The organism is Halobacillus halophilus DSM 2266 (assembly GCF_000284515.1).
GTDB classification, from domain to species: Bacteria; Bacillota; Bacilli; order Bacillales; family Halobacillaceae; genus Halobacillus; species Halobacillus halophilus.
The window spans coordinates 3,529,506-3,555,102 of record NC_017668.1; the positions used below are offsets into that span (position 1 = coordinate 3,529,506).

General features: G+C 42.6%; 31 protein-coding genes. All 31 read right to left on the reverse strand.

The window, feature by feature from the left end:
- Window positions 1-15 precede the first annotated feature (15 nt).
- The 31 genes from HBHAL_RS20485 to HBHAL_RS17535 all read right to left on the reverse strand — a co-directional run bounded on the left by HBHAL_RS20485 (window position 16) and on the right by HBHAL_RS17535 (window position 25,444).
- Window positions 16-720, reverse strand: a complete 705-nt coding sequence (locus HBHAL_RS20485) for a YwmB family TATA-box binding protein (RefSeq protein WP_014644816.1) — start codon at window positions 718-720, stop codon at window positions 16-18.
- Window positions 721-835: 115 nt separating this feature from the next.
- On the reverse strand, window positions 836-1,069 hold the full coding sequence (locus tag HBHAL_RS17395) for a DUF1146 family protein (RefSeq protein ID WP_014644817.1): 234 nt from the start codon (window positions 1,067-1,069) through the stop codon (window positions 836-838).
- 273 nt (window positions 1,070-1,342) lie between these two features.
- Window positions 1,343-1,747: a F0F1 ATP synthase subunit epsilon gene (locus tag HBHAL_RS17400; RefSeq protein WP_014644818.1), complete on the reverse strand. Its 405-nt coding sequence runs from the start codon at window positions 1,745-1,747 to the stop codon at window positions 1,343-1,345.
- A gap of 78 nt (window positions 1,748-1,825) precedes the next feature.
- Entirely contained in the window at window positions 1,826-3,238 is a 1,413-nt protein-coding gene (gene atpD, locus HBHAL_RS17405; protein WP_014644819.1) for a F0F1 ATP synthase subunit beta, read from the reverse strand.
- Window positions 3,239-3,279: 41 nt separating this feature from the next.
- Window positions 3,280-4,143 (reverse strand): ATP synthase F1 subunit gamma, encoded by an 864-nt coding sequence (atpG, locus tag HBHAL_RS17410; protein ID WP_014644820.1) that lies wholly within the window; start codon window positions 4,141-4,143, stop codon window positions 3,280-3,282.
- A 33-nt stretch (window positions 4,144-4,176) separates the two neighbouring features.
- Window positions 4,177-5,685: a F0F1 ATP synthase subunit alpha gene (atpA, locus tag HBHAL_RS17415; protein WP_014644821.1), complete on the reverse strand. Its 1,509-nt coding sequence runs from the start codon at window positions 5,683-5,685 to the stop codon at window positions 4,177-4,179.
- A gap of 15 nt (window positions 5,686-5,700) precedes the next feature.
- Complete coding sequence (locus HBHAL_RS17420) at window positions 5,701-6,249, reverse strand: F0F1 ATP synthase subunit delta (protein WP_014644822.1); 549 nt, start codon at window positions 6,247-6,249, stop codon at window positions 5,701-5,703.
- Window positions 6,246-6,767 (reverse strand): F0F1 ATP synthase subunit B, encoded by a 522-nt coding sequence (gene atpF / locus HBHAL_RS17425; protein ID WP_014644823.1) that lies wholly within the window; start codon window positions 6,765-6,767, stop codon window positions 6,246-6,248. The genes HBHAL_RS17420 and atpF overlap by 4 nt, the downstream gene beginning before the upstream one ends.
- A 232-nt stretch (window positions 6,768-6,999) precedes the next feature.
- Entirely contained in the window at window positions 7,000-7,212 is a 213-nt protein-coding gene (gene atpE / locus HBHAL_RS17430; protein WP_014644824.1) for a F0F1 ATP synthase subunit C, read from the reverse strand.
- A gap of 50 nt (window positions 7,213-7,262) precedes the next feature.
- Window positions 7,263-7,985 carry a F0F1 ATP synthase subunit A gene (atpB, locus tag HBHAL_RS17435; protein ID WP_014644825.1) on the reverse strand — a complete coding sequence of 241 codons (723 nt, stop codon included), beginning with the start codon at window positions 7,983-7,985 and terminating at the stop codon, window positions 7,263-7,265.
- A gap of 24 nt (window positions 7,986-8,009) precedes the next feature.
- On the reverse strand, window positions 8,010-8,378 hold the full coding sequence (locus HBHAL_RS17440) for an ATP synthase subunit I (RefSeq protein WP_014644826.1): 369 nt from the start codon (window positions 8,376-8,378) through the stop codon (window positions 8,010-8,012).
- Window position 8,379: 1 nt separating this feature from the next.
- Window positions 8,380-8,598: an AtpZ/AtpI family protein gene (locus tag HBHAL_RS17445; RefSeq protein WP_014644827.1), complete on the reverse strand. Its 219-nt coding sequence runs from the start codon at window positions 8,596-8,598 to the stop codon at window positions 8,380-8,382.
- Window positions 8,599-8,903: 305 nt separating this feature from the next.
- Window positions 8,904-11,054, reverse strand: coding sequence for a S8 family serine peptidase (locus HBHAL_RS17450; RefSeq protein WP_014644828.1), 2,151 nt, complete (start codon window positions 11,052-11,054; stop codon window positions 8,904-8,906).
- A 116-nt stretch (window positions 11,055-11,170) separates the two neighbouring features.
- Window positions 11,171-12,319, reverse strand: coding sequence for a non-hydrolyzing UDP-N-acetylglucosamine 2-epimerase (gene wecB / locus HBHAL_RS17455; protein ID WP_014644829.1), 1,149 nt, complete (start codon window positions 12,317-12,319; stop codon window positions 11,171-11,173).
- Between the two features lie 37 nt (window positions 12,320-12,356).
- Window positions 12,357-12,989 carry a uracil phosphoribosyltransferase gene (gene upp, locus HBHAL_RS17460; RefSeq protein WP_014644830.1) on the reverse strand — a complete coding sequence of 211 codons (633 nt, stop codon included), beginning with the start codon at window positions 12,987-12,989 and terminating at the stop codon, window positions 12,357-12,359.
- Between the two features lie 164 nt (window positions 12,990-13,153).
- Window positions 13,154-14,410 (reverse strand): serine hydroxymethyltransferase, encoded by a 1,257-nt coding sequence (locus tag HBHAL_RS17465; RefSeq protein WP_014644832.1) that lies wholly within the window; start codon window positions 14,408-14,410, stop codon window positions 13,154-13,156.
- A gap of 24 nt (window positions 14,411-14,434) precedes the next feature.
- Window positions 14,435-15,007, reverse strand: a complete 573-nt coding sequence (locus HBHAL_RS17470; protein WP_014644833.1) for a TIGR01440 family protein — start codon at window positions 15,005-15,007, stop codon at window positions 14,435-14,437.
- 109 nt (window positions 15,008-15,116) lie between these two features.
- Window positions 15,117-15,557 (reverse strand): ribose 5-phosphate isomerase B, encoded by a 441-nt coding sequence (gene rpiB / locus HBHAL_RS17475; RefSeq protein WP_014644834.1) that lies wholly within the window; start codon window positions 15,555-15,557, stop codon window positions 15,117-15,119.
- A 391-nt stretch (window positions 15,558-15,948) separates the two neighbouring features.
- Window positions 15,949-16,557, reverse strand: a complete 609-nt coding sequence (locus tag HBHAL_RS17480) for a low molecular weight protein arginine phosphatase (protein ID WP_014644835.1) — start codon at window positions 16,555-16,557, stop codon at window positions 15,949-15,951.
- Window positions 16,558-16,628: 71 nt separating this feature from the next.
- The gene (locus HBHAL_RS17485) at window positions 16,629-17,165 is read right to left on the reverse strand and encodes a manganese efflux pump MntP (protein WP_014644836.1); all 537 of its coding nucleotides are present in this window, start codon (window positions 17,163-17,165) and stop codon (window positions 16,629-16,631) included.
- A 57-nt stretch (window positions 17,166-17,222) separates the two neighbouring features.
- Entirely contained in the window at window positions 17,223-18,263 is a 1,041-nt protein-coding gene (locus HBHAL_RS17490) for an L-threonylcarbamoyladenylate synthase (protein ID WP_014644837.1), read from the reverse strand.
- 223 nt (window positions 18,264-18,486) lie between these two features.
- A complete protein-coding gene (locus HBHAL_RS17495) occupies window positions 18,487-18,798 on the reverse strand; it encodes a hypothetical protein (protein ID WP_014644838.1) in 312 nt (103 codons plus the stop codon).
- A gap of 54 nt (window positions 18,799-18,852) precedes the next feature.
- Window positions 18,853-19,461 carry a stage II sporulation protein R gene (gene spoIIR / locus HBHAL_RS17500; RefSeq protein ID WP_014644839.1) on the reverse strand — a complete coding sequence of 203 codons (609 nt, stop codon included), beginning with the start codon at window positions 19,459-19,461 and terminating at the stop codon, window positions 18,853-18,855.
- A 253-nt stretch (window positions 19,462-19,714) separates the two neighbouring features.
- Window positions 19,715-20,581 carry a peptide chain release factor N(5)-glutamine methyltransferase gene (gene prmC / locus HBHAL_RS17505; RefSeq protein WP_014644840.1) on the reverse strand — a complete coding sequence of 289 codons (867 nt, stop codon included), beginning with the start codon at window positions 20,579-20,581 and terminating at the stop codon, window positions 19,715-19,717.
- A gap of 1 nt (window position 20,582) precedes the next feature.
- On the reverse strand, window positions 20,583-21,653 hold the full coding sequence (gene prfA, locus HBHAL_RS17510; RefSeq protein ID WP_014644841.1) for a peptide chain release factor 1: 1,071 nt from the start codon (window positions 21,651-21,653) through the stop codon (window positions 20,583-20,585).
- A 153-nt stretch (window positions 21,654-21,806) separates the two neighbouring features.
- Window positions 21,807-22,208 carry a hypothetical protein gene (locus HBHAL_RS17515; protein ID WP_014644842.1) on the reverse strand — a complete coding sequence of 134 codons (402 nt, stop codon included), beginning with the start codon at window positions 22,206-22,208 and terminating at the stop codon, window positions 21,807-21,809.
- A gap of 112 nt (window positions 22,209-22,320) precedes the next feature.
- Window positions 22,321-22,488, reverse strand: coding sequence for a hypothetical protein (locus HBHAL_RS21620; RefSeq protein WP_158512391.1), 168 nt, complete (start codon window positions 22,486-22,488; stop codon window positions 22,321-22,323).
- 252 nt (window positions 22,489-22,740) lie between these two features.
- A complete protein-coding gene (locus HBHAL_RS17520) occupies window positions 22,741-23,034 on the reverse strand; it encodes a four-helix bundle copper-binding protein (RefSeq protein ID WP_014644844.1) in 294 nt (97 codons plus the stop codon).
- Window positions 23,035-23,103: 69 nt separating this feature from the next.
- Window positions 23,104-23,793, reverse strand: a complete 690-nt coding sequence (locus tag HBHAL_RS17525; RefSeq protein ID WP_014644845.1) for a Na-translocating system protein MpsC family protein — start codon at window positions 23,791-23,793, stop codon at window positions 23,104-23,106.
- Between the two features lie 413 nt (window positions 23,794-24,206).
- Window positions 24,207-24,827: a thymidine kinase gene (locus tag HBHAL_RS17530; RefSeq protein WP_041601755.1), complete on the reverse strand. Its 621-nt coding sequence runs from the start codon at window positions 24,825-24,827 to the stop codon at window positions 24,207-24,209.
- A gap of 371 nt (window positions 24,828-25,198) precedes the next feature.
- On the reverse strand, window positions 25,199-25,444 hold the full coding sequence (locus HBHAL_RS17535; RefSeq protein ID WP_014644848.1) for a type B 50S ribosomal protein L31: 246 nt from the start codon (window positions 25,442-25,444) through the stop codon (window positions 25,199-25,201).
- Window positions 25,445-25,597: the final 153 nt, after the last annotated feature.

Consider the following 25,597-nt stretch of genomic DNA (forward strand, 5'->3'; position numbering starts at 1 on the left):
CCATATTCATTATTATTAATATTCAGCAGTAATAATGGGTGTGCCAATAGTGATGTTTGTCCGCCCGCCCAAAGTTCTTGTAGCGAACTGAACATTCATCTTTCCACTGGCTGTCGGGATTGCTTGTCCCCATTTTTCCGTATATCCGGAGCTGCTAGTCCAATCTTTTTCTGCAACTTGATCTAATGGTTTAATGTCGAATGTTTGTTTGAATTTTTTATACACTAAAACATCATCTATAATACCACTAGACTCTGCCTTAAGACAAGAGAAAAATAGGACGTTTTTTGAGAAATAACGTTTCTCAGTTTCTCGTATCCGATCTTTTACTTCTGGTGTCAGGGAAAATGTACCCTTACCAGCTATATAGTAAACCAATTCCGCCTTTTCATCTTTATTTTTCGGCAGAATAATACTATAACTTTCGTCAAATTCCCTATTAATAAGACCGTCTTTTAGAATGATTTTATTTGAGTTCTCTTGATCTTCATTAGATACTTCAGCATTTCGATAGGATTCGGAAATCTTTTTTTTCAATAATAATGAATCAGATCTCGATATCGTCTCTTTGAGGGTGATCGACCATTCCTTGACGTCCAGCTGCTCATTCTCAGCAAATGCTGCAAAATTTTCAATAGGTGTCTCCGCAGTCAGTTCCTGTGAATAAGCACCTGTACATACCATAATCAATACCGTAATCCCTGCTAGTAAACTTTTCATTTTCTGATGCCTCCCCGAGCATAGACTTACTATAAGTCTGACCGGAGAAGACAACAATCATACTGGACATTTTCTGACAAACTATTCATTTATTCATAGTTTCATGGATTTACGTTTAAAATAAGTAGACCAGACTATTAGACCATGCAATAAAATCAAGAAAAAATCGGCTGACCGTTGTTCCAATTGCAATGGTAATAAATATGAGTAAAACTCTTGCTTCAAAAACACGATGTTTCCTGAAAAACGCATCGAAGTTGACTGACTGAAGGACTCTCCACGTTATGATAATGAAGATAATGTGTGAGGTCATACTCAGAATGGCTTCTTCAGCAAAATATTGATCCATACTAACTCCTCTCTTTCGTCACTATTTTTAGGAACATCATTCATCTACACAGAAATACCTTTTTATACAATTGGCTAAACCCAATTAAAACAGAAGATGACAAAGAAAATATTTCTCTCTCATTTCCCGGGCAATAATGACAAATATTTCTGCCAGTTTAATTCATTATATGAACCGCCTTGCTGCTCCTTGAATGATGACTGGACTGAAAATAAACATCAGGATTATTTACGATTTCTTTAATAAAAAAACTGCTCTCAATATGAAAGCAGTTTAGAAGTTATTCTCATAAACATCTAAGCGATTAATGGCTCGCTTAAGGGCCAATTCAGCCCGTTTGAAATCAATGTCGGCTTGTTTGTCCTGGAGACGTCTTTCAGCACGCTCTTTAGCCATTCGGGCACGGTCTATATCAATATCAGTCGGCTTTTCAGCTGATTGAGCGAGTATAGTCACTTTATCAGGTCTCACCTCTAAAAAACCACCGCTGACTGCGATACGGTCCGATTTCCCCTCACCTTTCAGGCGTATGGAGCTGATTGTAAGTGGTGCCACCATAGGAATGTGACCGGGTAATATACCCAACTCTCCACTTTCCGCCTTACAACTAACCATTTCAAATGCTTCTTCCAATACCGGGCCATCAGGAGTGACGACACTCACCGTTAGTGTGCTCATAAACATTCCTCCTTGGCTGTTAAGTGAATAAACCAGGCGCTCGTCATGAACGCCCCTTTATCACTTGTGTTGACAGGTTTACTGCATTTGTTTTGATTTTTCAACGACATCTTCAATACGGCCGACTAGTCGGAACGCATCCTCAGGGATGTCATCGTATTTGCCGTCAAGGATCTCTTTAAAGCCTTTGACTGTTTCTGCAACAGGTACGTAAGATCCTGGCTGTCCTGTAAACTGTTCAGCCACGTGGAAGTTCTGAGATAAGAAGAACTGCACCCGACGTGCACGGGATACGGTCAATTTATCTTCATCAGAAAGCTCATCCATACCAAGAATGGCAATGATATCCTGTAACTCTTTATAACGCTGCAATGTACGCTGGACTTCGCGAGCTATTTGATAATGCTCGTCCCCGACTACATCCGGGTCCAGAGCACGGGAGGTTGATGCAAGTGGATCAACGGCAGGATAAATACCCTGTTCAGAGAGCTTACGCTCAAGGTTAGTCGTTGCATCCAAGTGAGCGAACGTTGTTGCTGGCGCCGGGTCGGTATAGTCATCGGCAGGCACATAAATAGCCTGAATAGATGTAACTGAACCTTTGTCAGTAGATGTGATTCGCTCCTGCAGTTGTCCCATTTCAGTCGCTAAGGTTGGCTGGTAACCAACGGCTGATGGCATACGTCCAAGAAGGGCAGATACTTCAAGACCGCCCTGGGTGAAACGGAAGATGTTGTCTATGAAGAACAATACGTCCTGTCCTTGCTCATCACGGAAATATTCTGCCATTGTTAAACCAGACAGAGCTACGCGCATACGAGCACCAGGCGGTTCGTTCATTTGTCCAAACACCATAGCTGTTTTCTTAATAACACCTGAATCGGTCATTTCCCAATAAAGGTCGTTACCTTCACGTGTACGCTCACCCACTCCGGCAAATACAGAGATACCACCGTGTTCCTGGGCGATGTTGTTAATTAATTCCTGGATGAGTACGGTCTTACCTACTCCGGCGCCACCAAACAATCCAATTTTACCACCTTTTACATATGGAGCTAAAAGGTCTACAACTTTAATTCCAGTTTCCAGAATTTCAGTTTCTGTAGCTAAGTTTTCAAAGACTGGTGCTTCGCGGTGGATTGGATCACGACGTACATCATCACTTAAAGGTTCATCTAAATCAATATTGTTACCCAGAACGTTGAATACTCGACCCAATGTCACTTCTCCCACTGGAACTGAAATTGGGCTGCCTTTATCGATAACAGGTGTGCCACGCATTACACCTTCTGTGGAAGACATGGCAACAGTACGAACGGTATTGTCACCCAGATGAAGGGCAACTTCTAACGTAAGGTCGACGTTTTTTTCATCTTCGGATTGCGCATCATAACGTACGTGTAGTGCGTTATTGATATCTGGGAGCTGTCCGTCATCAAATGTTACGTCGACAACTGGTCCCATGATTTGGGTCACGCGTCCATTACTCATCGATTTCCCTCCTAACTTACTGTTCAAAAATCCAAGAATCCCTATTCGAGGGCAGCTGCACCGCCGACAATTTCAGTAATCTCTTGGGTAATAGCAGCTTGACGTGCACGGTTATAAGATAGTGTTAAATCACCAATTAGATCATCAGCATTATCAGTTGCACTCTTCATAGCTGTCATCCGAGCTGCATGCTCACTAGCTTTACTATCAAGTAAGGCTCCGTAAATCAAGCTCTCAGCATACTGCGGAAGCAAGACTTCCAAAATCTCTTCTTGGTTCGGCTCATACTCATAAGAACTTGTGGATCCTACACTTTCTCCACCAAAGTCCGTTAACGGCAAGACTTTTTTCTCGGTTACTTCCTGTGTGATAGCACTAACGTAATGGTTGTAATAAATATATAATTGATCGATCTCTTCGTCTGTAAAGAGTTGGATCGTATCCGATGCGATATCTTTAATATCAGCAAAGTCCGGCTGGTCTGCCAGGCCAGTAATATCCATATCTACCGGTATATTACGTTTGCGGAAGAAGTCCCGTCCAATACGGCCAATGGTGATCAGCTTGTATTCTTCAGCAGAAGTATGATGCTGGCGAATCTGCTGATAGACTCTTCTCAAGACACTGCTGTTGAATGCTCCTGCAAGACCGCGGTCAGAAGTGATCACCAGGTAACCTGTACACTTCACTTCCCTCGATTCAAGCATCGGGTGACTTGCATCACCTCCGCCTTGAGAAATACTCGCTACGACTTCTTGAATTTTTTCGCTGTATGGAACAAAATATCTTGCATTCTGTTCGGCACGATTCAATTTAGAAGCAGATACCATTTCCATGGCTTTTGTAATCTGTTTCGTCTTCTTGGTAGAGGTAATCCGGCCTTTGATATCTCTAAGGGATGCCACGCTGTTTCACCACCCTTTCCAGCTGTGTTTTATTTATTCAGAGATCACAAATGTTTTCTTGAATTCTTTCACAGCTTCTTTCATATCTTCTTCCTCTGCCAGTTTTCCAGTTTTCCGGATCTGACCAATCAGCTCTTTGCGATTGTTGTCAAGCCATGTGTGGAATTCTGACTCAAAGCGAGTAACATCATCCACTGGAATATCATCCAGAAATCCTTTAGTAAGGGCAAAGACAATCATAACTTGTTTCTCTACAGCCAGCGGCTGGTGTAAACCTTGCTTAAGAACTTCAACGGTACGCGCTCCGCGGTTCAGTTTAGCCTGCGTAGATTTATCAAGGTCAGAGCCGAACTGTGCGAAAGCTTCCAATTCACGATAAGAAGCTAGGTCAAGACGCAATGTACCGGCAACTTTTTTCATGGCTTTGATTTGAGCTGATCCACCAACACGGGATACGGATAACCCGGCGTTAATCGCTGGACGTACGCCAGAGAAGAATAAGTCGGACTGTAAGAAGATCTGACCGTCTGTTATGGAAATAACGTTTGTTGGAATATAGGCGGAAATATCTCCTGCTTGTGTTTCAACGAAAGGAAGGGCTGTTAATGAACCTCCACCTTTTGCATCACTTAATTTAGCTGCACGTTCCAACAGACGGGAGTGCAGATAGAATACATCCCCTGGGAACGCTTCACGGCCTGGTGGACGACGAAGCAGCAAGGAAAGTTCACGGTAAGCGGCAGCCTGCTTGGAAAGGTCATCATATACAACCAGTACATGCTTGCCATTGTACATAAATTCTTCCCCTAATGTTACGCCTGCATATGGAGCAAGGTATAAAAGCGGAGCTGGCTGAGAAGCACTCGCCGTTACGACAATTGTGTAATCCAGTGCACCGTGACGGCGAAGAGTTTCCACTGTGCCGCGTACGGTTGATTCTTTCTGACCGATCGCTACGTAGATACAAACCATATCCTGATCATGCTGGTTCAAAATTGCATCAATCGCTACAGATGTCTTACCAGTCTGACGGTCACCGATAATAAGCTCACGCTGACCACGGCCGATAGGTACAAGGGCGTCAATTGCTTTAATTCCTGTTTGAAGTGGTTCATCTACAGATTTACGATCCATAACTCCTGGTGCTGGTGCTTCAATCGGGCGTGTTTTAGTTGTTTCAATTGGTCCTCTTCCATCTACAGGCTGACCAAGTGGATTCACGACACGTCCAAGCATTTCTTCCCCTACAGGTACTTGCATGATACGGCCTGTACGACGTACTTCATCGCCTTCTTTAATATCTGTATATGGTCCGAGAATAACAAGACCAACGTTACTTTCTTCTAAGTTTTGTGCCAATCCCATGACACCATTTGAGAATTCAACTAGTTCTCCGGCCATGACGTTGTCAAGACCATGAGCACGTGCAATACCGTCACCAACTTCGATAACTGTACCCACATCATTGACTTCTATATCTGATTCATAGCTTTCAATTTGCTGTTTAATCAGCGCACTGATTTCCTCAGCTTTAATGCTCATGCCATTTCACCCCTATCATCTTTTGTTAGCAGAAACTAGCTTGCGCTCCATGCGGCTAAGCTTTCCACTGACGGAACCATCAAATATCCGATTTCCAATTCGCACACGAATTCCTCCGAGAATGCTTGGATCAACAATATTGTTCAGGTTCAATGAACGTTTGCCTACTTTTGGTGCAAATGTTTCTGAAATCCGCTTTTTTTCAGATTTCGAAAGTTCACGTACGGAGTAAACATCCGCTTCTGCTACTCCTTTTGCATCGCTCATCATCGTTAAGAAATGAGTGATCATTTCAGAAATAATGTCTTCTCTATGCCTGTCTACCAACAACTTAAGGGTGTTCACAACTTCTGCTGAATACGACAGAAATGATTTATGAATGAGTTGTTTCTTTTGGTCGACGGAAATACGTGGATGCTTAAGGAATGTATAAAGCTGCTCATTATTACGGAACACCTTTTGCAGTTCTCGTAATTCTGTTTCAAATTGCTCTAATTTTAAATGTTCTTGTCCGAGTTGAAAAAGCGCGTTAGCATAACGTCTCGCAATGATTGTCTGGCTCATCGCTCTTCTCCTGCCTCATCAATGTATTGATGAATCAATTTCTCCTGATCCTTCTCCGAAAGTTCTTTTTCAATAACTTTGGATGCAATCATGACAGACATAGAAGCCACTTGATCTTTAAGGACTTGTACGGCTTTTTCTTTCTCTTGTTCAATTTCCTGACGAGCTGATTCTTTCATTCTTTCAGATTCAGCGCGAGCGGACTCAATAATATCGCGTTCCTGCTGACCAGCCGTTTTGCGTGCATCTTCGATTATTTTCTGTGCATCCTGACGGGTTTTCTTAAGTTCTTCGGAAGCCTCACGCTGCATGCGCTGCGCCTCTTCACGACTTTTTTCTGCGGTATTGATTTCGTTAGCTACGTAATCTTCACGCTCTTTCATCATATTCATTAATGGTCCCCAAGCAAACTTGCCTAAAAGAGCCAGCAAGATAAGGAAGAACACAAGTTGAATGATCATATCACCTATGTTAAGTCCTCCAGCTCCGAGGACAAGACTCTCTGTGAATCCTTGCACAGTTTTCACTCCTCTCCACACCATATCGTAACAGGGTTAAACCTCAAGCAAGCAAAAGCCTTAAGAATAAGAGCTCAGCTAGACAAGAGAAAAACCCGGCTTTAGCTTATAAAAGCTTCAGTCGAAGTTTTCTTTCCAATCCATTTGGGTATCAAGTTTTCGTAAAGGTATAAAGGAAAGGCGAAGATCGATTGAGTTGAACTTCGCCATAAGCGTATTCGCTCGTCCTGCTTTACTGACCCATTACGATAAATGCGATTACAACGCCGATGATCGGAATCGCCTCTACTAGAGCAACACCGATGAACATAGTTGTTTGAAGAGCACTGCGCAATTCTGGTTGACGCGCAATTCCTTCTACCGTACGACTTACAATCAGACCGTTACCAATACCAGCACCTAGTGCCGCTAATCCTACTGCAATTGCAGCTGCTAAAAGACCCATAATGAAAATCCTCCTCATATTTTTAAAAAATAATTTTTTATTCTTTTATTTTAATGGTCGTCGCTCACCTTGTGAGACATATAAACCATCGTTAACATTACAAAGATAAATGCCTGGATAAAACCGATAAATGTACTGAAGCCCATCCAAGCTATCATTGGAAGTGAAGCTCCTAAAAATCCACCAACGCCGCCTGCTGCCATAGTGACAAGCAAGCTCAGTAAGATCTCTCCTGCGTAAATGTTCCCATATAGACGCAAACCAAGTGTAAGAGTATTGGAGAACTCTTCAATGATTTTGAAAGGTAGTAAAAACGGCAGAGGTCTTATAAAACCTTTACTGTATTCTTTACCGCCTTTCAGCTTAACCCCATAGTAGTGAGATAAGACGACAACAAGTGTTGCCAGGGTTAAGGTTATGCCGGGGTCTGCGGTTGGTGATTTCCACCACAGTTCATGTCCAACAACTCCATTGGTGACGACTCCAAGCATATTAGCTACAAATATGTAGGCAAATAAGGTTAAACCAAGTGGAAGAAAGAGCCTTCCTGTTCGCCAATCCATATTTGAACCGATAATGCCTTTGATGAAGTCAATCAGCCATTCCATGAAATTTTGAAAGCCGGTTGGGAACCGTTTCATGTTACGTGTGGCTGCTACCCCTAGAATGAAAACGATTAATGAGGCCACAAACATCATTAAAACGTTGGAAAGGTTGAAATCAAGCCAAGTGATCCCAAACGCATCATTCCACATCGGTGCTTCGTGATTCAATCTGTTCACCTACCTTCCATCGTGCTAAACTGTTGATTTATTGAACAGGTAATCTATAAAAATGACAATGTAGGCTGCCATTAAGCCCAATACTACGGAAATCAAATGAATGTGTTCTTCAAACTGGAGGGCAATGACTACAGCCAGTGCACCTGAAGCCAAACGAGTAAACGTACCGATTCCTCTTACAGACTTGTTCTCTGCAGAGGCTTCGCCAAGCTTGCGGATTTTGCGCTGCATAAGCCAGAGGTTATAAAAACTCAAAGCGCTTCCCAGGAGAAGGCCCAGAAAAATCGGTTCCCAAGGGGTAAGGCCCCAGCCAAGAACGAGTAACGCCAGAAGGTAGAGCATCCATTTTCGTTGACGGGCCATCATCTGTTGGTAGTGCTTCATGCTAATCGTCTCCCGTGTACGTCCGTACTAAATGAATGGTCCCATATGTACCTGCTCCTAATCCTAGAAAAATCCCTATGATTAAGAATGTGGGCTCTGTGGAAAATTGACCATCTATCCATTTCCCAAGATAAACTCCGGCAAGTGGTCCACCGGCAAGCTGAGAAACGATGGCACTAGTTAATGCCATGGCCTGAAAAGGTGGTCTAGTATCTTTCATTTACAAGCCTCTTTTCACTTGAATAAAAAGGTGTCAGAACCTTTGCAATTCGTTATGAAAACCTTATCATCCCACACTATGTAAGAATACATTAGGGGTTATATGATGTCAATGAGTTTGTGATTAAAAATACAAATGTATGACACTTTTCGATCACATTTTCGTCACATTTGTGACAAAACTTACATGTACCATTTTACCAATTCTAAACCGAAAATACATAGACTTTTCGAGCCATTTTTACATAAAACTTCCACCTCAGGTCATCCAAAAAATGGATGACCTGAGGTGGAAGTTACTGGTTTTTATGAGGATGTGAATGTTACTGGGAACGGGTAACTTTCTTTCTGGTCTTCATACTCGAGAGTGAAGACAGCTATATAAGCCCCTTCTAGATGATTCGTATTTACTTTAAATTCCCCTTGCACCATACCCGGCTTAGGGTCTTCAAGTTCAAATAATTTTCCATGAGAGAGCATAGTACCAGCTCTGTATAGATCGACGGTGATTTTATCTACGGAATCCGTAAGATGGAAGCGATAAGTGTATCGCCTTGCCTCCGCCCACTTAGATGATAATTCCAAACCGGACACCTTTTCGTAATCAGATGTTCCGATCATGTAAAGATAAGGAACGTGGAAGTCATGATCTTGATTTCTCAGTTTAATAAACCCCTGATGAACTCCAGCTTTTAGAAAAGATTTCGTAAGATGGAGTCCAACCTCCACTTCCTTCGTTTCATTCGGTTCCAACTGGACAGTAGTTGGGAGGTCCCACCTGCTCCCATTTTCACGAACCGGGACTTCAAGGTGTACTGTCTGACTCTCATTTGTCGGATTTGTAAGCTTCAATTCTGCTTTTTTATTTACCAATGGTTGATCTATGCGACCGAAAGCAAGCGACCCAGGTTCGATTAGCAGAGTTGGGTTGAATGATTCTTCTATATCAATAAATCCTGTACCTTGCTCAGTAGGTGAATAAGGAAGTTTATCTTTTTCAAGAATATCTGCTGAGCTCATCATAGCCCTTTTTATTTGCTGAGGAGACCAATCCGGGTAAGCTTCTTTTAATAAAGACGCAAGTCCTGCTACATGCGGAGCGGCCATACTCGTTCCCTGGAGGGCCGCATACCCTCCTGGGACCGTGCTTAAAATGTTTACACCCGGTGCTACTACATCTGGTTTTAATTCCCATGTGTTCGTTACGGGACCACGAGAACTGAAAGGAGCCATTCGATGATCAAGTGAAATTTCGGTGGTTTCCAGCCATTGATTCTGCTGAACTCCTTGTTGAATCAACCACTCCCCATCTTTTTTGGATACAGCAGCGACCGGAATTGGAATGGAAAGGTTCTCTAACGAACCCTGAAATAAGCCTGGTTCATTATTGTATATAACCACACCAGCCGCACCAGCTTGATAAGCTTTAAAAGCTTTTTCCTGAAAAGGAATTTCCCCACGTTCAAACAACACGATTTTTCCAGAAGCATGATTCAGATCTTCTTCCCCTCTGCCAGCGTCCAGTAAAGGATACTTTCTGGAAAGTTCCCATGGCTCTGAACCGAGCAGTACTTGAACAGGGATTTGTCGATCTTCTCCCGGAATTCCAAATACCGGTGCTTTTGAAGGAAGAGCCGAGGCTCCTACGGTTATGGCCTTTGATGATGTGGCAGGGGATCCTACAGTCCAAGTGTCCGGCCCCGAATTCCCAGCTGCAACTATAACGGTCACACCAAGCTCTACCGCTCTATTAACAGCATGCGTAGTGGGCCAGTCCGGACCGTTCACATCATTACCAAGAGACAGATTGATCACATCCATTCTCTCTTTAACCGCTTCTTCCAGAGCAGCGATAACCTGGACAGAGGATCCGATCCCCCCTGGACCTAACGCCCGATAAGCGTAAAGCTCAGCATCTGGAGCTATCCCTTTCATCTTTCCATCAGCTGCAATGACCCCTGCTACATGGGATCCATGCATGGTCGATCCTTCCCCTCTGGTTTCCATAGGATCGTTATCAAAATCTACGGTATCAAAACCACCTTTGTAGTTCTTTTGTAGATCCGGATGAGAGTAGTCCACCCCTGTATCAATGACGCCTACTTTCACCCCTTTACCTGTATAGGAGGGATTATATTGATCACGGATTACTTGAGTAGAAAAAGTGCCCATTTCCTGCTGCAGACTTTTATATTTTACGACGGGATACTGATTCACTACCATATCCATACGAGCAAGTTTTTCAAGTTCTTGAGCCGTCCCTTTTACAGCCAGACCGTTAAAGATCGTGTCATACTGTGCCACAATCTCAAGCCTTGGAATTCTTGATTCAATTTGTTCTGCAAGAAGGGATGAGGAGTCTTCCGTCTCAATAATAATAGTTACTTCATCGTTTTCATCCGGGGACTGAAAGCCTGTAAGAAGTAATAAAAGAATGAACAAGTGCAGCAAACGCATAGGCCCGTCTCCTTTTTAGTTAGTTTGTGATGGATGAGTACAGCTATTCATGAACGTGCTCAGGCAATTTTTGTATAAAAAAAGACCAAACCCTCATGGATTTGATCTTTTAACCATTATTCAATTTCAAACGGTGCTGGCTTATCTTCCCGGTGATTAAAGAAATACCGGATCGCTTCAGCAATTCTTGCAGATGCTTTTCCATCCCCATATGGATTGGAAGCATGCGACATTTCTTTATGTTTTTCCTCATCAGACAGTAATTCATTTGCTAAATGGAAAATGTGATCCTCTTCTGTTCCGGCGAGCTTAAGCGTTCCTGCTTCGATGCCTTCCGGACGCTCAGTTGTGTCGCGAAGAACCAATACAGGCACTCCAAGTGAAGGCGCTTCTTCCTGGACGCCGCCTGAGTCAGTAAGGATTAAATGAGCCCTGGAAGCAAAGTTATGGAAATCAATTACATCAAGCGGATCAATTAATTTGATGCGGTCATCATTTCCCAAAATCTCATCAGCCGTATCTTTAACGGCAGGGTTCAGATGTACAGGATAGATCACTTGAATGTCATCATGTTCTTCCACAAGGCGCTTAATAGCTCGAAACATCTGTTTCATATTATTTCCAAGATTTTCACGTCTATGGGCGGTCATCAGAACTAACCGTTTATCTCCAATCTCGTCAAGCACTTCTGAGGCATAATCGTCTTTAACGGTGGTTTGCAGCGCATCAATCGCCGTATTTCCTGTGACAAAGATCTGGTTGGTCGGCTTGTTTTCTGCAAGCAGATTATCCATGGATTTGTTTGTCGGAGCAAAATGTAAATCCGCCATAACCCCTGTAAGCTGACGATTCATTTCCTCAGGGTAAGGAGAGTATTTATTCCATGTTCGAAGTCCTGCTTCTACGTGCCCCACAGGAATCTGATTATAATAAGCCGCTAGTGAAGCCGCAAAAGTCGTCGTGGTATCCCCATGCACAAGAACCACATCAGGTTTTGTTTCTTTCATAACATCATCAAGACCTTCAAGGGCACGGGTCGTCACTTGTGCCAGGGTTTGACGCGACTTCATAATATTTAAATCAAAATCGGGCTCAATACCAAAAATCGACATCACTTGATCCAGCATTTCTCTATGCTGCGCTGTTACCGTGACAATTGGTTCGAACTGGTCGGAACGATTTTTTAACTCCAGAACAAGCGGAGCCATTTTAATAGCTTCCGGCCTTGTCCCAAAAATGGTCATTACTTTTATGCGTTCTGCCATGAATGTACCTCCTTTAATGGAGCTTTAATAATTCTATTTATTTTGTACCATATAATCGGTCACCGGCATCTCCCAGACCTGGAACGATGTAGCCTTTTTCATTTAACTTCTCATCAAGAGCTGCGAGATAGATATCGACATCCGGGTGCTCTTCACGAACAGCATCGACACCTTCAGGCGCTGCAACGAGACACATTAAGCGAATTTGGCGGGCTCCTCTTTTCTTCAATGAATGGATGGCCTCATTGGCTGAACCGCCTGTCGCAAGCATTGGGTCAATGACGATAAGTTCACGTTCTTCAATATCACTAGGAAGTTTGACATAATACTCTACCGGCTGCAGTGTTTCAGGATCGCGATAAAGTCCGACATGTCCTATTTTAGCGGCAGGAATCAATTGAATGATTCCGTCTACCATACCTAGACCGGCACGAAGAATGGGTACAAGTCCAATTTTCTTACCCGTCAGTACTTTAGCTTTTGCGTCGGATGTGACAGGGGTGTCGATTTCAACCTCTTCAAGAGGCAGATCACGAGTAATTTCAAAAGCCATCAATGCGGCGACTTCGTCAACTAGTTCACGAAAATCCTTCGTCCCTGTTTCCTTTTTACGTATGTACGTCAGTTTGTGCTGAATTAACGGATGATCCAGTACATATACCTTTCCCATTGCCGATCACTCCTTCTCATAGTTTGCATCCTTTAAATTGTACTGAAAAACAAGATGAACTGCAACCCGATAAATATGAATTTGCCCGGGCCCTCCATTCATTCCTACCAGCACATACGAAGACATAATAATAGCCGCCAGCACCAGGCTGACGGCTTTTTCTATTAAATAGAAGAATAATTTAAAGTTTGATAAAGAGGGAAACGGGAAGTCAGCTCACGCACACGCTCTGCCGCTTCTTTCATCTTTTCTTCATTCTCGTGATGCTCAAGAGTGAAGGCAATTAGGTCTGCTATTTCATCCATCTCGTTTTCTTTGAAACCGCGAGTTGTGACAGCAGCGGTTCCAATACGGATTCCACTCGTTACAAACGGGCTTTCTGTGTCAAAAGGGATCGTATTTTTATTGGTTGTAATACCAATATCATCCAAAGCCTTTTCTATCACTTTTCCTGTAAGACCTTTCTTTTGCAAATTCAATAGCAGCAGATGATTATCCGTGCCGCCCGATACAATGTCGACACCTTTATCTACAAGGGATTCTCCGAGACGTTTAGCATTTGCAATGATCTGCTTGGAATAATCTTTAAACTCCGGCTGCAGCGCTTCTTTAAAGGAAACAGCTTTGGCAGCAATTATATGCATCAATGGACCACCCTGCATACCAGGAAACACATTCTTATCGATTTTTTTCGCGAACTCTTTTTGACAAAGAATCATACCGCCGCGTGGGCCGCGAAGGGTTTTATGAGTCGTAGTTGTAACGAAATGCGCATGCGGAACTGGATTAGAATGGAGACCGCAGGCAATCAGACCGGCAATGTGCGCCATATCTACAAGAAGATACGCTCCTACTTCATCCGCAATTTCACGGAATTTAGCAAAATCAATTTCACGTGGATAAGCACTCGCGCCGGCAACAATCAGCTTAGGCTGTACTTCTTTCGCTTTTTTCAATACGGCTTCATAGTTAATTCGTTCATCGTTTTCTTCAACACCATATTCTTCAAAGTTGTACAGCTTGCCACTGAAGTTTACAGAACTTCCATGTGTAAGATGCCCTCCGTGATTTAAGTTCATCCCAAGTACGGTATCTCCGTGATCCAGAACGGTAAAATAAACAGCCATGTTGGCTTGGGCACCGGAATGAGGCTGGACGTTGGCATGATCTGCACCAAAAAGCTCTTTCGCACGGTCACGAGCCAGGTTTTCTACTACGTCGACATGCTCACAGCCTCCATAGTAACGACGGCCAGGATATCCTTCCGCATATTTATTAGTCATAACGGAACCCATCGTTTCCATCACAGCCTCGGAAACAAAGTTTTCAGAAGCTATTAACTCAATATTATTCTGTTGACGATCTCTTTCATCCTGAATAGCTGCAAATACCTCTGCGTCTGTTGATTTCACTTGATTCATAGTAAACCGTTCCCCTTTCCATTCCTATTCGTCACATGAACCTTCTTCTTCTATCCTTTCATAAACGGCCCGGACTCCTCCGATTAAAGGAGGCCGCGTTTTGGCAGCCGTAATGTGGGCGGCTCCAATCGTTTTCTGCTCAATACGCACCGGGACGGCCACCCGCTTCAAATGCATCCCAATTAAAGTATCCCCTATATCGAGTCCTCCATCGGCCTGGATGGTTTCTACCAGGACTGGGTCATCCATATGCTTAAAGGCATAAGAAGCCATAGATCCACCGGCTTTAGGTACCGGAATAGCTGAGACCTCTGTCAACCTCTCTTTCTCAAAAACAGAGCGATCCACAACGATGGACCGATTTAAATGCTCACAGCACTGGAAAGCTACATGAATATTCGCCTGATCTTCCATCTTCTTAAGTTCACGGAACATAACCTCTGCCATAGACTCGTTTCCGGAAGTGCCAATCCGCTCGCCAGCTACCTCGCTAGTCGAACATCCTACCACAAATATACCATCTTTAATGGATCCCGTTTGCAAAAGTTGCTCCACTACAGCCCTGGTATCAGCCTGGATGGTTTGGACATCTATCACGCCTGCCCCTCCTTGTCGTTTTATTTCTAAAAAAGGAGAAGCCTGGATGCTCCTCCTTTAGTTATCAGCTTCCGCATTATTTAGCTTCCGCTTATCTGCTTTCATTGTATTATTTATTCTCATATTCGGCAATCTTAGTTATCCGGTTTTGGTGACGGCCGCCTTCAAATTCTGTCTTAACCCACGTTTTTGCAATTTCTTTCGCAAGGCCAGGGCCAATGACGCGTTCGCCCATGCAAAGAACATTTGAATCGTTATGTTCGCGTGTAACTTTTGCTGTAAAAATATCATGAACAAGAGCAGCACGTACTCCTTTTACTTTATTTGCAGAAATCGACATGCCGATTCCAGTTCCGCAAATAAGAATAGCTTTATCAAACTCTCCGTCAGCTACTCGTTCAGCTGCAGGAATACCATAGTCCGGATAATCTACGGACCCTTCACAGTCACAGCCAATATCTTCAAAATCAATTTGAAGTTCAGTCAAAACATCCGCTACTTCCTGTCGCAGATTTACACCGCCATGGTCTGAAGCAAGAATTATTTTCATAGCTCCTACACTCCCGTCTTCTTAAATGTCAATCCTATCGTGACAGTTTACCGAGCTGCTGTCAATTGAACAAAAGGATTATGGAACGTAAAAAATAGAGCCGTTTTTCCGGCTCTATTGTTAATATCAGAATGCATTAATACTATTAATATTTATAAGAAAGAACTTTTAATTCCGCATGTTGTAATATAGGAGACATTTAAAGGCTATGAGGAATTTTAGGATTTACTCCATAATATACCTCTTCAATCTGCTGGCTGACTTAGAGTCGTTATGAGCTGCAACTCCGATCGAGCCATAAATTTTGTTAAACAGCAGCTAACAGGTGAACAACTATCCATCCTATGTATTTCGGTACCCTTTCAAACCTGAATCTCGGGATACCAGATCGTTAGGCTGAGGTACCGTTTAATCGTTTAGCGAGAAGTTCAATATACTTATCCAATTCGTCCCGCGTCATTCTATAGGCATCCAAGTTCCCGCCAAAAGGATCGATAATGTTGATATCAGGAATGCTGTTTTCTATTTCTTCAATCTGTTTAATCTCGTATTTTAAATCAGTCATAAGCTTTTCTTCCATTTCTTCATCACTTAAGTTTGCAGTGTGGCTTAATATGGAAGAACGTTTCTCTTCAAATTTTGAGTAAAGCTCTTTCAGCTTCTGCCACTGATTTTCGTCAATGAGTACGTATTCTTTTAGAGTAAAGTATTTATCCTGATAATCCGGATATTGAATGGCTAGGGTTTGTTTGTGACGATCCGTCATAGTCAACACAAGATCAGTCCACTCTAACAATTCTGCCGTTACGGAACTTGTTTTGTGATCTATGCTAAACTCCCATTCTCTAAGAACAAGTTCCGTGTTTTTGGACATCGGTTCTCCTTCACCGGCAAATATACCGGCCGAACGTACCTCAATAGTTGAGAGCTTTGCTTTTAAGAGAGCTTCGGCCATAGGGCTTCGGCAAGTATTTCCTGTACAAACAAATAATATTTTCATAGCCAATTCTCCTAACCGTTTATCATTTTACTCCATATTATCATACGTACAAGGGGGCGTTAAAATTTTTGTCAGAAAATGGCATGCAAGCCGAGCGCACAGAGAATACTTCCTCCGAGTAATTCACTATACACGCCAAGAAGACCGCTAGCCCTCCGTCCAATAACAAAACCTGCCCAAGTCAGCAGCATACTGAACAGACCGAAGGAAATAATGGACACGAAAACCTCCGATTCACGAAGTCCTAAGCTGAAGCCAACCGGAAAACTATCAATACTCACACTAAGCGCAAAAAGCCACATTCCCGCTCCCGCCAGGGTATAAGCTGCATTATGCTTGTCCGTAAATGATGCAAAAATGGTATAGCTTCCCAGACAGAAAAGCAGTAATCCTCCTCCGACAGCCGCCCACTCACTAGCACTGCCTGAAAGCCATTGTCCCAGGGCCATACCAAGTCCAGGCATGAACATGTGGAAAATACCCACAACAATCCCTGCAAAGAATGCGTGTTTTAAACGAACCGCTTGAAGCCCCATTCCGAGTGAAACTGAGAAAGCATCCAAACCTAAGGCTAACGAAAGCAAAACCAACCCCGTAACTTGTTCCAAATATGAGCCCTCCCCGGACATGCTATTTCATCGTATGCGGGAAGCAGACTCTATATGTCAGGGCTGTTCGATGATCTTAACAGAGGCTTTTGTTAATCGATTCATAACTGCCGCCCCAACACCATAATCGGGAAAAGATTCGCATAGAATAAGGTCAATATCTGACTCTTTATATTCACGCAGCACTTCGTAAAGTCGGTTAGCTACTTCCGTAAGGTTCTCTCTAGATCCACACGGAAGAACGAATTCATGATGAAGTTTTTCAGCCAGTTCATTGCTGGCTATTACCCCAATCCGGTAACCCTCTTCTTGTAGTTCATGCAGCTGGCTCCTAAAGAACTCATCCTCCCCCTTTATTAACCACAATGGAGACTCGGGGGCATAATGTGTATACTTCATCCCTGGAGAAACCGGGGGAGCGTCTTTCCCCGTTAAGGCAGGGTCAATTTTCACTTCAGGCAGTACCTCTTCAAGATCCTCTTTCGTTATACCTCCCGGGCGAAGAATAGCAGGAATGTCAGATGTACAATCCAGTACCGTTGATTCTACTCCTACCCCCGTCGGTCCTCCGTCCAGAATGCCTGCAATGCGTCCTTCTAAATCCTGACGTACATGTTCTGCCTTTGTAGGACTCGGGCGCCCTGAACGGTTCGCACTCGGTGCAGCCAAAGGCAGCTCTGCTGCTTTCAGCAAAGCTAAAGCTAATGCATGATCCGGCATGCGAATAGCTACCGTTTTCAACCCTGCTGTTACATTCTTTGAGGCTGTTCCGTTGCTTTCTAAAATTAAAGTAAGCGGTCCTGGCCAGAATCTTTCCATAAGATTACGAGCTACCTGAGGAATATGAGTAACGAGATCCTCTACTTCTCTTATGCTTGCCACGTGCACGATTAAAGGGTTATCAGACGGGCGCCCCTTAGCTTCAAAGATTCTTTGAACCGCACTTTCATTCGTAGCATCTGCTCCAAGCCCATAGACTGTCTCTGTAGGAAAAGCAACCACTTGTTGTTCTCTCAATAAGTACGCTGCTTCTTGTATGGAAACATCTGATTCCTTTGGTTGTTCAGAGGGTTTCCACAACTTCGTTATCATACTCATTTCTACTACTCCTTTTTCTTCGACAATTAACTTGATATCGTAGTATCCATTCTACAAGTTTCCACAAATTCAGACATTATACACAGGTTGTCCTCAAGTTATCCACAAAGATACCCACATATCCAAAGAAACCGTTAGTAATTTTTACAATACAAAAAATAAAATCCACAGGTTATCCACTGAATTAGACACATCTGTGTATAAGTACCCCATTTATACACAGTTAGTTGTGATTAACTCGATATATCCACAAGCACTTTTCGACATCTTGCCGTTCAAAACGCTGATGCTGCAGGATATGATCAAGGGCTCCCGAATGGCTGTCCACATGAATTTCATCCATCTTCTGTGCCTGCGCATAATACTGAATCAATTCAAAAACACCCAGAACCTGACTGGGTGAAACCTGGGAAACGACGTGCAGCTGCTCTAATTTGAATGCCCCATTCCCCTGAGCACTCAAATGAAAATGTCCAATCTTACGCTTTCCTTCTTTTAAATAGTAGAGTTTCTCGTCCATTTTTTCAATATACACGAATCATCCACACCCCTTTTCTTTTACATTATGAAAAAGGGTGTGGATGATATGCTAGGAAAATAGTTTATCCCAAAGTTTGACCACAAAGAATTTCACTTCTTTTGCATCGTCTGCAGGTTCGGCTTCTATTTTATCTGAATTTTTCTCCTCAGCTTGCGCTACACTTGTGCCATTGGAGAAGTCAAGGAAACATAGAGGAGGAAATAATACGCACCACCAATTATCTCCTGTCCCTTGCCCCAGAGTGATTAAAATGGCTTCATATTCACCGGCCGGGTACATATATGTACCATACAATTTAGCAGGAAACGTAACGGAATCATTATAATCCACTTCAAAAGAGTAGTTTATACCTTTTTTCTCGAGGGTTTCTGCTACTACTTTTTCAATCTCAGGAAGACGATTTTGAATCATATCTCTGGCTTCTTCAATGGAAGTTAAATCTTTTACCCACCTGTTAATTTCCTGATTTACTTCATCCCGTACAAGTCGTTTGATCTGCTGGTCCTGTTGATCATTGCTGTCAGCTAGTATGCGAAGACGAATCGCTTCGTCAGGAATGACTTGATATTGATTCCACTCAGCTCCTGTGCTTTGCCCCCAAGGTAATACAACAATTATAATGAATAATGCCAGTAATAAGCGTACGGTGTTTTTCATTTTGGTAAGTCCTCCCTGTCCCTCTGTTAGTTGCTAGTATAGGCAGAGGCGGAAGAATTTAAACCTATCAATCTATGAACCTATTCTCGGTAAAATCATAAGAGTACTGTTAACGCACACTTTGAGTTGGAATCTGAACACATTCCTGTTACTTGGATCGAATGGCGAGTTGGGAAACCATTCGGTTTTTAAGATGTGAACGAGACATTTCTAACAAAAGCAAACCATTTAGTTATTCCAGATTTTTTAAAGGTCAGCTGGAAACACGACTCGCAAACACCATTCTGTCTTTTTTATTAATATCTTTTCGAATCTCTACCGTGTAATCAGGAAGGCTATCTTGAATGATTTTTTTTACGGCATTCCCTTGTAGATATCCAATTTCAAAAGCGATTAAAGAAGGAGAATGATTCGAGTCCTTAATCTGTTTCACAATCGTCTCGTAAGCGGCCAGTCCTTCCCGATCCGCAAATAAGGCAAGAGCCGGGTCAAAATTCACTACAGTGTCATCCATCAAATCCTTATCTACATGCGCAATGTATGGTGGATTGGAAACCACAATATCGACCGGTATATCCTTAAACGGTGCATAAAAATCGCCTTGAATAAACTGAATATCCGCTCCAAGCTTTTGAGCATTGGCGGATGCGGTTTGCAGTGCCTCCTCAGAAATATCACTTGCAAAGACATCTGCTTTGTGCAGTTCAAGCGCCAGTGTTATAGCTATAATACCGCTTCCTGTACCTATATCCGCTATTTGAGGCTTGTCCTTATTAGAGCTTTCCACCCAGTTCAAGATCCCTTCTACCAGTTCTTCCGTTTCAGAACGAGGAACTAAAACATTTGAATTCACTGAAAAACTTCTCCCAAAAAAGTCAGCCTCTCCTATAATATGCTGGACAGGCATGCCGGTTTCAGCGTGAACCCGTACACTCTCCACGAAGACCTCGCGTTTACTTTCTGGAAAAGGGTCTTTTTCATAGGCTAATAACTGTGCGAAAGACATGTTTAAAACATGCTCCAGCAATAAATCCGCTACTCTTGTTTCCCGCGTATGCTTACCTAAAAAAACGGAAGCCCAGTGACGGGCTTCCTGAATCGTAGTAAAGTTTGAATTCATGTTATTCACCAATCTGCTCAAGCTTCTTCGTCTGCTCCTCAATAAGAAGAGCTTCAAGAATTTGGTCCATATTCCCTTGAAGAACTTGATCCAGCTTCTGTAAGGTTAAACCAATTCTATGGTCTGTTACACGCGTCTGTGGGAAGTTATACGTACGGATACGCTCCGAGCGGTCACCGGTACCGACTGCAGATTTACGACTTTCATCGTATTCCGCTTGAGCTTCCTGCTGGAATTTATCATAGATACGAGCACGAAGAACCTTCATCGCTTTTTCTTTGTTCTTGATCTGAGATTTTTCATCCTGACAGGATACAACAATCCCCGTCGGCTCATGAGTCAAACGAACGGCAGACATGGTCGTATTAACACTTTGACCGCCTGGGCCACTTGAAGCAAACGTATCCACACGAATATCTTTATCGTGTACTTCAACCTCTACTTCTTCCGCTTCTGGCATAACCACCACAGTAGCCGTAGATGTATGAATTCGTCCGCCTGACTCTGTCTCAGGTACACGCTGGACACGATGAGCTCCGTTTTCAAATTTCATTTTAGAATAGGCACGCTCACCGTTCACAATAAAGATAATCTCTTTATACCCACCTACATCGTTGGCATGGGCTTCAATCACTTCCGTTTTCCATCCCTGCATTTCCGCATAGCGGGCATACATGCGGTAAAGGTCACCAGCAAATAAAGCAGCTTCATCGCCTCCGGCCGCACCGCGAATTTCCATAATAACGTTTTTGTCATCATTAGGGTCACTCGGGAGCATGAGGACTTTCAGACGTTCTTCTAATTCTTGTTTCTTCTGAGAGAGTTCATTAAGTTCTTCCTTTACCATTTCTTCCATATCATCATCAAGGTTATCATCAAGCATTGCTCTGGCTTCGTCCCTTTGCTCGGTAACCTCTTTATATTCTCTATAAGCCTCTACGGTCCCCTGTAGACCGGATTGCTCTTTAGAGTATTCGCGAAGTTTATTCGTGTCAGAAATGACTTCAGGATCACTTAATAGCTCGTTTAATTTTTCATAACGATCTTCCAATGTTTGTAAGCGTTCGATCAATGGTATGCACCTCTTTCTCCATAACATTATAATTATATTATAGAGAACTCGCGGATACAACCTGAGCTCCTTCACTAATCTGAAGAACCTGCATGCTGGCTGCAAAAAATGCCTGGTCAGTCTTTTAATAAAGAGGAGGACCAGGCACATTCCTTATTTAATCTTTACATGAATATTGTAGCGCGGAACAGCTTTATATACGGCTTGCTTAATTTCAGATTTCCATTCTTCGATTTCTTCGTCCGACATTTTATCTTCATTTTTCATATCAACCGAAACCCAGACTTGACTCGCTTCCAGAATGACTCGTTTGACTTTAACACCGGGCACTTCAGCGGCAGCTTCTTTAATAAGCTTTCGATCTTGTTTCAGCCCCCATGAGTCGCCAACATATTTAATTAAACGAGGGTTTTGTGTATCCGTCGTTATCTTCTCATTCATACCCATATTTTCCACATCATCTCTGCTTGTCTGCCCTTGATACTTATCTACTTGAAGTCCGCATCCTGAGAGAAACAATACGGCCGCAAGAACGACTATCGTGTATCGAAACATGACAATCACCTCTTCTCTTTTACCGTTATTGTTCTCTCAGACCAATGGGTTTATGTATGGTTTACAAAGTAAAAAAGGTGCCTCCCTTTTCAGGGAATGCACCTTCCTGTCTTTATTCTTTTATAGTCAGTTTATACTTACTCGGTATAATCGCTTCCTTCGTAATTAGCTGCTTATACTTTTCTGCTTCATCGTAACTTTTGAACGTTATTTCTTTGTTATCTTTTCTAAATTCGATGACTATATTATAATCATCTACCCCAACAATGCGATAAGTCATTGCAAGACCCCTTTCTTTTGTCCATTCCCAAGACAATCACATTATTTTACAATTCAAAAAAACAAAAGCCGAAAAGGCCATCTATAATGGTCTTTTCGGCTTTTGCCTAGCTCTATTCTCTAGTCAAAGTTTACCGGAGATATCAATTGAAATTGTAATTAAAATTCATATAATAGACAGCACTTATTTGAACCATCTCTAATTACTATTATAGTATAGAATCCACTTGAATAAAAGGGGTCTAAAGTCAGGCTAAATGGATTCCTTCCCCTCTTTTCTTGTGGAACGGGTCTGAAAACCCATAATTTTTTCACACATCTCTGCATATTTTAAACACATCTGATACGTATCTTCACTAAGAGAGTCCTGTTCAAGTTTAAGACAGTCTTCCGCACATGCCCGGCAGACTTCAGCACAGGACTTGCACATCTCTTCTGCCATTCGACTGTTATTCTGATGAACCTCTACAGCATAAGCATAAGCTTGACAGCAATTTTTTAACAAATCAGCTTTTTTTAATAATGGGCTGGAACCAGTCACAGGCATCGTTATTCCACCTTTTCTTTTACAGGAATGTCACACCTTTTGTAAAAAAGAGCTTGTCCTTTGCTATTCTCAGCTTTCAGGCTTCACAATTAAAATAATATGACTTAAGTCAGAGTCAAAATCCCAATCCACAAAGATGTCTTCTACTTTCAGTTGTAATACTTTTTCTAAAGACAGCTGATGGAGCAGTCTCTTCTCAAGACGGCGTTTAGCCATTCTTAATTGTTCACCAAATCCTGAGCGAATCATTTCTTTTTCAATAGCCACAAGGATACCATTACGCTCCACTACGATCGTGCGGTCGTTGATTTTAAAAGAGCTAACCTCTTCCGGAATTTTTTCCGCCTGCTTGGAAACTTTTTTTATTTCCTCGTGAAGAGCCGCTTTGTGCTGATAATCCTTCACGGACGGATCTAACTCTTCATCGGATTGAATCACTCCAATTATCATCCCAGAACGATTTGTCAGCGACCAGTCGTAATAAAGGGAGTTCAATTCTAATCCAGCCGTGGCACGGAATGTTGCTTTTATGTCAGGAATTAATTCCTGCATAAGTAAATCACGGGTTTCCTCAACTTTATCTTTATTATTCTGACCCACTAGGAGCTTTTCCATAGGAGCCAGAAAATCCTTCAAGTAAATGGTTACATAAGGTTTTTGAATGGTAACGTAAACAGAAGCCGGTCCTTTTCCGAAGTTATCACGCAAAAGCTTCCCGATATAGCTGGATATTTCAGATTGCAGTGAACGTTCCTCCATACATGTCATCCTTTTAAAAAGCATTTTATAGTCTTTAAACATTTTTCCACTAGCGCTGTTATATTAAACGTTCCCCAATACATCCAGAATTATAAATAAGGCTAATTTAAGAATATAGACATTCTAATTGTTCAATGAGTTACATTTCAAAAGAAACAAAACAGATGGATAGCTCGTGAAGAATCGAAAAAATATTGAGGAGGAATTAAGTGTCTTTTACAGGACGTACTTTCACGAACTGTGCATTTCCTAAGCAGCTATAGAGATATCAAACAGAGCATCCTTTCATAGAGCTACTTATGCTTGCATCCCTAACGCCAGGCAAAATCATCATACCTTGTTTAATTACAGGACAGCCATCAATTAAAAAACCGGGTGTGTACATTCTACACATCCGGTTTTCCTGCTTCTATTTATTTTCTTTCAGCATAGGCCGCCTTTACTTGCTGCTGCCTGGGTTTATGAGGAACTTCATGGTGATGGCGGCAGCGCGGTTCGTAAGATTCAGACGCCCCAACCAAAATAATGGGATCATGATAAGAAGCTGGTTTTCCGTCAATTAAACGCTGCGTTCGACTTGCCGGCGAACCACATATAGGACAAATAGCATTTAGTTTAGTGATACTCTCACTAAGAGCCATCATCTCGGGCATTTTTCCAAAAGGTTCTCCGCGGAAATCTGTATCCAGTCCTGCCGTAATGACACGAATCCCCCGATCAGCCAGACATTCCGCTACTTCTACAATATGCTCGTCAAAAAACTGCACTTCATCAATCCCGACGATATCAACTTCCTCACCTACATCGTTCAGGATATCCAGAGACTCTTTCATTGGGCGCGCCAGAACTGAAGTGCCGTTGTGAGACACGACGGCATCTTCTTTATAACGATCGTCAACGGCTGGTTTATATACACGAACCGTTAAGTTGCCAAACGTTGCACGGCGTACCCGGCGAATTAATTCCTCCGATTTTCCACTGAACATACTTCCACAAATGACTTCTACCCATCCACTTTGCTTCATTACATACACGTCCACTGTCGCTCCCTTCTTACACAATCAACACGTCGCCAAGGTTTCATTAAAAAAGAGCCCTCCTGATTTCCGCCCCTGAACGAATGACCAATCGCTCACGGACCATCAAGGACAGCTCTATGTATAAAGATTATAGAGGACTCGAGCAACCAATCCTAACATATACAAAACTATAGAGTAGTCGCTTTTCCGTTCCACAATATAGTTTCACTTATGTTAACCATCTTGTTTCGGTTCATTTCTGAAAATGGTTCTCTCTCCCTCTATTTCAGTCATTTTTGACAAAAAAACAGGCAAACCATAAAGACAATTTGCCTGTTCTTGTTCAAAATGATGCAGCATCCATCCATAAGGATAGGCGCTCATTATTATGAAAGGTTATATTTTTTCTTGAAGCGATCCACACGGCCACCAGCTTTGTCAGCTTTCTGTTTGCCAGTGTAGAACGGATGAGACGCAGAACTAATCTCGATACGGATCAATGGATACGTGTTTCCATCTTCCCACTCGATCGTTTCTTCGGATGCTTGAGTAGATCCGGTTAGAAACTTGAAATTAGAACTTGTGTCTAGGAATACAACTTTGCGGTATTCTGGATGAATTCCTGATTTCATGTTCTTCCACTCCTTTTTGCCCTGATCCCTTTAGAAACAGAGTTATTGTAAGAGCCGTCGAAGGTTAGTTTAAACACCTTTTACTGAAACTCACATAGAAAGATTATAACAGGGGACACCCCCCATTGCAAGATTAGATCCTGCATGGTCATA

Bases quoted from the DNA above. Each gene is read 5' to 3' on its own strand.
- HBHAL_RS17490 (WP_014644837.1), bottom strand. From the start codon at position 18,263: ATGAGTATGATAACGAAGTTGTGGAAACCCTCTGAACAACCAAAGGAA.
- rpiB (WP_014644834.1), bottom strand. From the start codon at position 15,557: ATGAAAATAATTCTTGCTTCAGACCATGGCGGTGTAAATCTGCGACAG.
- atpD (WP_014644819.1), bottom strand. From the start codon at position 3,238: ATGAGTAATGGACGCGTGACCCAAATCATGGGACCAGTTGTCGACGTA.
- HBHAL_RS17440 (WP_014644826.1), bottom strand. From the start codon at position 8,378: ATGAAGCACTACCAACAGATGATGGCCCGTCAACGAAAATGGATGCTC.
- HBHAL_RS17480 (WP_014644835.1), bottom strand. From the start codon at position 16,557: ATGAAAATATTATTTGTTTGTACAGGAAATACTTGCCGAAGCCCTATG.
- HBHAL_RS20485 (WP_014644816.1), bottom strand. From the start codon at position 720: ATGAAAAGTTTACTAGCAGGGATTACGGTATTGATTATGGTATGTACA.
- HBHAL_RS17445 (WP_014644827.1), bottom strand. From the start codon at position 8,598: ATGAAAGATACTAGACCACCTTTTCAGGCCATGGCATTAACTAGTGCC.
- HBHAL_RS17535 (WP_014644848.1), bottom strand. From the start codon at position 25,444: ATGAAATCAGGAATTCATCCAGAATACCGCAAAGTTGTATTCCTAGAC.
- HBHAL_RS17515 (WP_014644842.1), bottom strand. From the start codon at position 22,208: ATGTTTCGATACACGATAGTCGTTCTTGCGGCCGTATTGTTTCTCTCA.
- HBHAL_RS17450 (WP_014644828.1), bottom strand. From the start codon at position 11,054: ATGCGTTTGCTGCACTTGTTCATTCTTTTATTACTTCTTACAGGCTTT.
- HBHAL_RS17525 (WP_014644845.1), bottom strand. From the start codon at position 23,793: ATGGAGGAACGTTCACTGCAATCTGAAATATCCAGCTATATCGGGAAG.
- wecB (WP_014644829.1), bottom strand. From the start codon at position 12,319: ATGGCAGAACGCATAAAAGTAATGACCATTTTTGGGACAAGGCCGGAA.
- HBHAL_RS17400 (WP_014644818.1), bottom strand. From the start codon at position 1,747: ATGAGCACACTAACGGTGAGTGTCGTCACTCCTGATGGCCCGGTATTG.
- HBHAL_RS17465 (WP_014644832.1), bottom strand. From the start codon at position 14,410: ATGAATCAAGTGAAATCAACAGACGCAGAGGTATTTGCAGCTATTCAG.
- HBHAL_RS21620 (WP_158512391.1), bottom strand. From the start codon at position 22,488: ATGACTTATCGCATTGTTGGGGTAGATGATTATAATATAGTCATCGAA.
- atpA (WP_014644821.1), bottom strand. From the start codon at position 5,685: ATGAGCATTAAAGCTGAGGAAATCAGTGCGCTGATTAAACAGCAAATT.
- HBHAL_RS17395 (WP_014644817.1), bottom strand. From the start codon at position 1,069: ATGGATCAATATTTTGCTGAAGAAGCCATTCTGAGTATGACCTCACAC.
- HBHAL_RS17420 (WP_014644822.1), bottom strand. From the start codon at position 6,249: ATGAGCCAGACAATCATTGCGAGACGTTATGCTAACGCGCTTTTTCAA.
- prmC (WP_014644840.1), bottom strand. From the start codon at position 20,581: ATGAATTCAAACTTTACTACGATTCAGGAAGCCCGTCACTGGGCTTCC.
- upp (WP_014644830.1), bottom strand. From the start codon at position 12,989: ATGGGAAAGGTATATGTACTGGATCATCCGTTAATTCAGCACAAACTG.
- spoIIR (WP_014644839.1), bottom strand. From the start codon at position 19,461: ATGAAAAACACCGTACGCTTATTACTGGCATTATTCATTATAATTGTT.
- HBHAL_RS17520 (WP_014644844.1), bottom strand. From the start codon at position 23,034: ATGCCTGTGACTGGTTCCAGCCCATTATTAAAAAAAGCTGATTTGTTA.
- atpE (WP_014644824.1), bottom strand. From the start codon at position 7,212: ATGGGTCTTTTAGCAGCTGCAATTGCAGTAGGATTAGCGGCACTAGGT.